At 33.5% G+C, this 6773-nt stretch carries 6 protein-coding genes; 2 read left to right on the plus strand and 4 right to left on the minus strand.

Annotated elements, in window-relative coordinates; all coding sequences use genetic code 11:
• Window positions 1-315 precede the first annotated feature (315 nt).
• The 3 genes from OA34_RS12925 to OA34_RS12935 all read right to left on the minus strand — a co-directional run bounded on the left by OA34_RS12925 (window position 316) and on the right by OA34_RS12935 (window position 3371).
• Complete coding sequence (locus tag OA34_RS12925) at window positions 316-1128, minus strand: site-specific integrase (RefSeq protein ID WP_039676061.1); 813 nt, start codon at window positions 1126-1128, stop codon at window positions 316-318.
• A gap of 85 nt (window positions 1129-1213) precedes the next feature.
• Complete coding sequence (locus tag OA34_RS12930) at window positions 1214-2416, minus strand: IS256 family transposase (protein ID WP_039676063.1); 1203 nt, start codon at window positions 2414-2416, stop codon at window positions 1214-1216.
• Window positions 2370-3371 carry a hypothetical protein gene (locus OA34_RS12935; protein ID WP_039676065.1) on the minus strand — a complete coding sequence of 334 codons (1002 nt, stop codon included), beginning with the start codon at window positions 3369-3371 and terminating at the stop codon, window positions 2370-2372. The genes OA34_RS12930 and OA34_RS12935 overlap by 47 nt, the downstream gene beginning before the upstream one ends.
• Before the next feature lie 291 nt (window positions 3372-3662).
• On the opposite strand from OA34_RS12935, the gene OA34_RS12940 reads away from it, so the two are divergent.
• Window positions 3663-4817, plus strand: coding sequence for a tyrosine-type recombinase/integrase (locus tag OA34_RS12940; RefSeq protein ID WP_039676068.1), 1155 nt, complete (start codon window positions 3663-3665; stop codon window positions 4815-4817).
• Window positions 4818-4985: 168 nt separating this feature from the next.
• A complete protein-coding gene (locus OA34_RS12945) occupies window positions 4986-5282 on the plus strand; it encodes an STAS-like domain-containing protein (RefSeq protein ID WP_286683054.1) in 297 nt (98 codons plus the stop codon).
• A gap of 3 nt (window positions 5283-5285) precedes the next feature.
• Here OA34_RS12945 and OA34_RS12950 read toward each other — a convergent pair whose 3' ends face one another.
• Window positions 5286-6170 carry an ATP-binding protein gene (locus tag OA34_RS12950; RefSeq protein WP_039676070.1) on the minus strand — a complete coding sequence of 295 codons (885 nt, stop codon included), beginning with the start codon at window positions 6168-6170 and terminating at the stop codon, window positions 5286-5288.
• Window positions 6171-6773: the final 603 nt, after the last annotated feature.

A 6773-nucleotide genomic window follows, 5' to 3' on the forward strand; every position in this document is an offset into this window, starting at 1 on the left:
AATAGACAGAGGTTGCACTCTAGTAATGGTTATTTGTCACCCGTTGATTTTGAAAATAAACTGTTACAAAACGATATGAGTGCCTAGACATATTTATTTCTGTGTATCATAAAGTGTTGACAGATCAATATATGGCATTGGGGCACTATCCGAAACACAAGAAGAAAAAGAAGCAGAAGAAAAACGAAAATCAGCTAAACCTCTTTTTCCTGAAGAACCTTTTGACGAAAATAATCCAGTCATAATTGATACGCTAAAAGTTCAAGTTTCTGACGTAAAATATGAAGTAGCACAAGAGTCAAACACTACCTTGAATCAAGAATAGTGTTTTTTGAGTTTATTTTCAAGCTCAGAGATATTAAGATCATAACTGCATTTGGAAATAGTTTCCAATAATATTTTCATTTCGCCTCCCTTGTAGCTATAGCCTTTGGAGGATTCGTGCCCCATACATTCGTCACGGACACTGTCTGCAACTTTTCCTTGTAATGAGCTATTAAAATTATGCCTGAATGAATGCAAATCAAGCATAATTACTTTGGCTTCCATTTTTTCAAGTGTCTCAGCAGAAAGCCACTCTTTTTTAAATGGTTTTTTATTAAAGAATCTAGAAAATGCTTGTCCGTAACCTTTATTTTTTATATGATATAAGTCTTGAAATAATCGCACACAACCTTTTTGGCGTTGATTTTCCACAAATTTTAAAAACCCATATTCAATAAGTTTAGGGTGAATAGGAACTTTGCGATCACTGCTGATATTTTTTAGTTTTTGATCAGCATATTCGGAAGAAATTTTAAAAATAGGAATATTTTCTCTTTCGGTGATTTGATCTAGTCTAATTTGGGCAATTTCATTAATTCTAAATCCATGATAGAGCAAAATCAGTGGTATCCAAATTCGTGAAGGGCGAGTAGAAAGATTTTTTTCGAAATCTTTCGTGTAAGCACTTGATTCATTAAAGAGTTTTTCTAGTTGCTCATTGGTGTATGCTTTGCGAATATCATTTTTCTTGTCATGTGCAGGGTTTGGTTTTGTAATCTTGACTTTTGTTTTGAGGCGGTTTATATCTAATAGTTCACTGGAAATGGCATAATCTAAAAACGCATTGATATTAGAGAGCTTCATAGAGAGAGTTTTAGGAGATAAAGTTTTAAAATGCTCGGGAGTGTTCAGAAATCTGTGTCAGCATCCAGTAGCTCCTAAAATTGTATCATAAATTTAAAGCGTGATTGAGTCTACCCTCGAAATGAATCGAGAGTTGTGAGAGGGTTAGGCTCCAATTTCGTATCGGCATTGTCCATTTTTTCTGCGCATTTTGAATCCCCATAAAAAGAAGTTTCAGTAAGCTGTCATCATTAGGAAAAGCACCTTTAGTCTTTGTGAGTGTTCTAAACTGGCGATGAACAGATTCGATGATATTGGTGGTATAAATAACCCGTCTAATATCTTCTGGGTATTGAAAGTACAGTGAGAGATTATCCCATTTGTTGCGCCAAGAAGTAAAAACGATAGGGTATTTTTTACCCCATTTTTCTTCCAGTTTATCCAGTTCATTTTCAGCCTCTTCTTTAGTAAAAGCTTGATATACAGATTTAAGTTCACTGGCAAATTGCTTTTGATTGGAAGAGCCTACAAATCTAAGGGAATTGCGTATTTGATGCACGATGCAGAGTTGCACTTGTGTATTTGGGAACACCGAGTTTATCGCTTCAGGGAATCCTTTAAGACCATCGACTGAGGCAATGAGAATATCTTTCACTCCACGGTTTTGAAGATCGGTGAGCACTTGTAACCAGAACTTCGCTCCTTCATTCTCACCCAAATAAAGTCCCAATACCTCCTTTTTACCATCGGTTTTAACACCAAGCACGGTATAAAATGCTTTAGCGATATATTTGCCTTCATCTTTGACTTTATAGTGAATGGCATCTAAGAAGATAAAGGGATAGAGCTCTTCCAATGGACGAACTCGCCACTCTTGTAACATGGGTAGGATTTTATCGGTTACGGAGCTTATAGTGGCTTTAGAGAAGCCTACGCCATATATTTCTTCAATATGTTCACTTATTTGACTATAACTGTTGCCAAGGGCATAGAGTGAGAGTATCTTTTGCTCAATTTGATCGGACATATGGGTCTGATTTTTCTTAACAATTTGAGGCTCGAATGTACCTGCTCGATCTCGCGGTACATCTAGTTCAAAACTGCCCACTTCACTCTTCATCGTTTTAGAACTAATGCCATTTTTACGGTTTTTAGCTAAATCTTGAGTGAGATGGGATTCTATCTCTGCTTGCAGTGCTGCTTCTGTCAGTTGTTTTATAAGTGGAGCCAAGGCTCCATCTTTTCCACCGAGGGCTTTGCCCTCACGAATATGTTGTAATATTGCCTCTGTGTCTATCTGCAATTCCATTGTTCAATCCTTTTGTATTTGAAATACTACCAGATTGACACAGATTTTCTAACGCTCCCAAATGCTCTTCTTTTGAACGCGCAGAGATGATTTTCAGAGGGGTTTTTTTATAAAGTGCAATATACTCTTTTTCTTTTGGTGGTAAATATCTGAAATCTTCTAAAAAAGTATTAAGATCGTCGTGTGTGATTTCAATTAAATATTCTTTATCGGTTAATTCAAGGAACATTTCTATATCACGCTGATTACGAAAAAATTCTTTATTTTTGAGTGTTTTTAAAGCTACGAATTCTTCTAAGCACTTCTTAGCCGTTTTCACAAAATAGTTCTTTTCTGGTACTTGCCTTAGAGTATCTTGTGGTGGCGTTACAATAGAAGACAAGGAAGGCGTAACATTAAAATTTTGATATTCATTAAGGCGTTTTTGATTACGTTCTTTATCGTAGTTTAGGACATTAAACTCCGCTTTGATTATTTCAAAGATAAAATCCTTTCGTTCTTGCTCGGTTAAGTTTGTAAGATCACTGGGCTTGATATTGCTTCGCTCTACAATGCTTTGAGCAAAACTATGAAGTTCTGTGTCGTCTTCGGGGCGTTGAAGAATTTCGATAATATACTCTAAAGCTCTATCAATCGCTTTTTCGCTATGTCCTCCAAATTTTTTGCCTTCTTCGTCCATAAAATCAAATGCTGTATGCCTCGCATTTTCTAATTCTGAATACTCAACAATGGCTTCTTTAATGTAAGTTTCAATCAGTTTTTTAACATTTTCGCTATACATGGGGTTAGCCTTTAAATAGATAAAAAGTTTATGGATTTTAGGGGTTATCATAGCTAAAAGGGTTTTAGCCACAGATAAACTATCTGTTTGCAGAGAAATTACAATATTATCCGCTGTAAAGGGAAGTTTACGTTTAAAGAAATAACGATTTTTTTGAAAGTAGAGATACCGCACTTTGAGACCTTTCGAATGAAAAGTGCAACAAAAAGTGCAACATTTTAAAATACTAAGCTCAGGAAAGTCGATATATAGGGGGTTTTAGAAAAAAGTGGTGCGGATAAAGAGACTCGAACTCCCACGCCTCTCGGCACCAGATCCTAAGTCTGATACAAGCATCTTATATGGTTTTATATCTTGTTATATTCTCTCGTATTTTAGGGGATTTTATAAAATCTATATGGTATGATTTGATATTGTTTTATATCTTACACCGTACCCTAAACGTACCCTGTACAAAGGATTATAATGCCACTCAATGACGTTATCAAAAAAATTATTATAGCAGGATTTGATACAAGCGGTTTGTATCTTGTCGATAAAGATAATTTGTTCGATACGGACATTATCGGTAAACCTGAACTAAAGAAGCTAGATAATCAACCCTTATCGATTGTTGTAAAATTTTGGCATCGATCAAAAACCGTCAAAAAGACATTAAAATTTCATGATATAACAGGGTTGAATGCAGTCAAAAAAGCAATGGTTGCACGTATTGAACTTAAAGAAGAGCTTGAAGAAAACGGGCAAATTAGGAAGAAAAATTTTAAGTCATTGAATGAGCTTTGGGCTGACTATATTGAGCTAAGGAAAGACTCTTTATCTGAAAAAAATGTTTATTCAATGACAAAAACTTATGACAAATGGATTCGTTCTTCAATAGGAGAATTGGCAATCGATAAAATCTACACTTCTGATATGCAAAATATTGTGAATAGCATTTTAAGACAAGGGAAAAAACCTCGTACTGCGCAAACTATTCAACAACTTTTACGCCCTGTTTATAACTATGCAATTGATCTAGGGATTGTTGTAACAAACCCTGCAAGTAAAATTTCTTTACCTGCTTTTGATAACACGATGGATTTTAACTTAACTGATGAAAAACGCAAAGACCTATACAAAGCTATACAGAGCTATGAGATTAAAAAGTATAAAGGGATTATGCTCTTTTTATATTTTGGACGTAGGTTAAATGAAGCGTTGACACTACGATGGGAAAATATCGATTTTGATCAAAAAACATACTATATTATTGTTCAATATTCTAAAAATAGAAAGAGACAAGAATACCCTTTGATTGAACCTTTAGAGGCATTTTTAGTAGAGTATGGTACTAGAAAATATGGTTTTATTTTCGAGGGTGAAAAAACTCCTCATGTAACCGACGATACATTTCGAGGGCATTGGAAGAAAGTTTTAAAATTATCGGGAATTGGTAAAAAAATGCGTATTCATGATACAAGACATTTACTCGGCAATACGATGATTAATTTAGGGGAAACACTAGAAGCTGTTGGAAAAGTATTTGGGCATAGTAGTGTCACTATAACAAAGAGATATGCTAAAACAAGCACCCAAACAGCAGATAAAGTGCTTAACAAATATATGGATGAAAAGTAAAAAAAAGTATAAATTTAATTTAGATACTTACGTGTAATTGTTATCTTGCATATTACATAGATAATATAATAATTTTTCTGATATAATCCGTGCACTAATAATGATATCGGACGATATAAAGACAAAGTTTTTGTTTTTATTGTAATGTATTTGATGAAAGGAGTCGACATGGTTATTAATATTAAAAATGAGATTGGTGGATTCGATTATGCTGGCTCAAGAGATAGTGGAGTAAATATCAGAGAAACTCTTAGAGAGAATTTAGAAAAGGGTATCAATGTAACGCTTGATTTCACAGGTATGAGCGGGATTTCGCATTCTTTTGCGGATGAAATAGTTGGAATAGTTGTTCGTGCATATGGTGTTGATTTTATTAAAAACAAATTGATGCTCAATAATGACAATGCTGAAATTAAGTCACTGCTAAATCTTGTTATTCGAGAAAGTAGAAAAATATCTGCTTAAATTTTAGAGGAAGAAATCTTCTTCCTCTTCTTCACTTCCTTCTTCTAGCCATCTTCTTTGGATAGTTTCAAATTCATATTCTGTATGTTCTTCTAGAAATTCAAAAGCAACAACAACACCTTCCCAATTTGTTGATAGATCCAAGACAGATTTTTTGCCATTTTCAAGTTTCATCATTTTATCATTAGAAATAATGATCATCTTTCCATGCGTTGCATTTAAAATCGTTTCTAGGGTATACAATCCATACCCCATATTACGAGTTTGACCATACACAATATTTTTAGATGCCGTAACTGCTCTTTCCATTGCTTTTAAAATCGCATCCTCTTCTGTTGTTATATTAGGATATTTTGCTTGGATATTTTCTAAAAAACCACAGCCTTTATCCGCAATTGCAAATTGAACTTTTTTATGCTGAGGATAATATTGTGCCATGGCATATCCACCAATATCACTATGCGAATGATCAGATACGTTATTCATTAGCTCACTAAACATGTGGTTAAGATATTTTTTCAGATCATCTTGATTAATAGGTGATAGTCCAGCAAAGTTTTTCATAATAGTGGCAGTCAATGAATCTCTTATTTTTTCTGTATGAAATCTTCCTTGAATAAGAGCAATTGGAGTGTACGTGCTATAACTACTAGATTGTGAATCAATACCTTGTGTCATCATTTTAGTGATATAGCCATTTGTTGGGATTTTATCTAAAGGAACTTTATATAATTCACTATGGGCTTTTAACATAACTGTTCCAATAGGATCAGCCCAAGTAACATTATGATCTGGATTTGCAAAGTTTGAATCTTTAAAATAGTCAATTTGCTTATGAATGTTACAAAATTTTAATTCTAAATTTCCAGAATAATCGTATATAGGCATATTTGCAACCAATTAGTTTTTTAAAATTATACTGTATAAAAGTTATGTATCATGTAATTTAATAGGAATGAAACAAAATATATCTAGTATTGACGTAAAGAGCTTGAGTTAAAACATCGTATATAGTTTCTTAACATATTTTCTGTCATTTTTACCCTCTAGCTAATATTATTAGCTATGACAATTTGCCCATTATGTTTGACTAAACAATTTCTAACTTCTAAATCAGTTTTTACTTCCTGCGTTGATAAAAGAATATCTATGACACTTTTATGTGTTTTATACGATGATTTGTAAACAAAAAGAGGAAAATAAGTCCAAAGTGGAATCCATATCAATAAAAAAAATAAATATCCAATTGTTATTTTACCCCCTAAGGCAGAGAAAATAAATATAATAGAAACGATACATGCAATAATAACACTTCCAAATTTGCTTTCAATTTTTCGTGTTCCATTGGTTAAATTAACAAAAGAGTGATCTGTCAACACTTTATGATACACAGAAATAAATATGTCTAGGCACTCATATCGTTTTGTAACAGTTTATTTTCAAAATCAACGGGTGACAAATAACCATTACTAGAGTGCAACCTCTGTCTAT

This window comes from Sulfurospirillum sp. MES (assembly GCF_000789415.1).
In the GTDB taxonomy this organism is placed as follows: domain Bacteria; phylum Campylobacterota; class Campylobacteria; order Campylobacterales; family Sulfurospirillaceae; genus Sulfurospirillum; species Sulfurospirillum cavolei.

Coding starts and splice junctions, on each gene's coding strand:
- OA34_RS12940 (WP_039676068.1), top strand. CDS start 3,663: ATGCCACTCAATGACGTTATCAAAAAAATTATTATAGCAGGATTTGAT.
- OA34_RS12930 (WP_039676063.1), bottom strand. CDS start 2,416: ATGGAATTGCAGATAGACACAGAGGCAATATTACAACATATTCGTGAG.
- OA34_RS12950 (WP_039676070.1), bottom strand. CDS start 6,170: ATGCCTATATACGATTATTCTGGAAATTTAGAATTAAAATTTTGTAAC.
- OA34_RS12945 (WP_286683054.1), top strand. CDS start 4,986: ATGGTTATTAATATTAAAAATGAGATTGGTGGATTCGATTATGCTGGC.
- OA34_RS12925 (WP_039676061.1), bottom strand. CDS start 1,128: ATGAAGCTCTCTAATATCAATGCGTTTTTAGATTATGCCATTTCCAGT.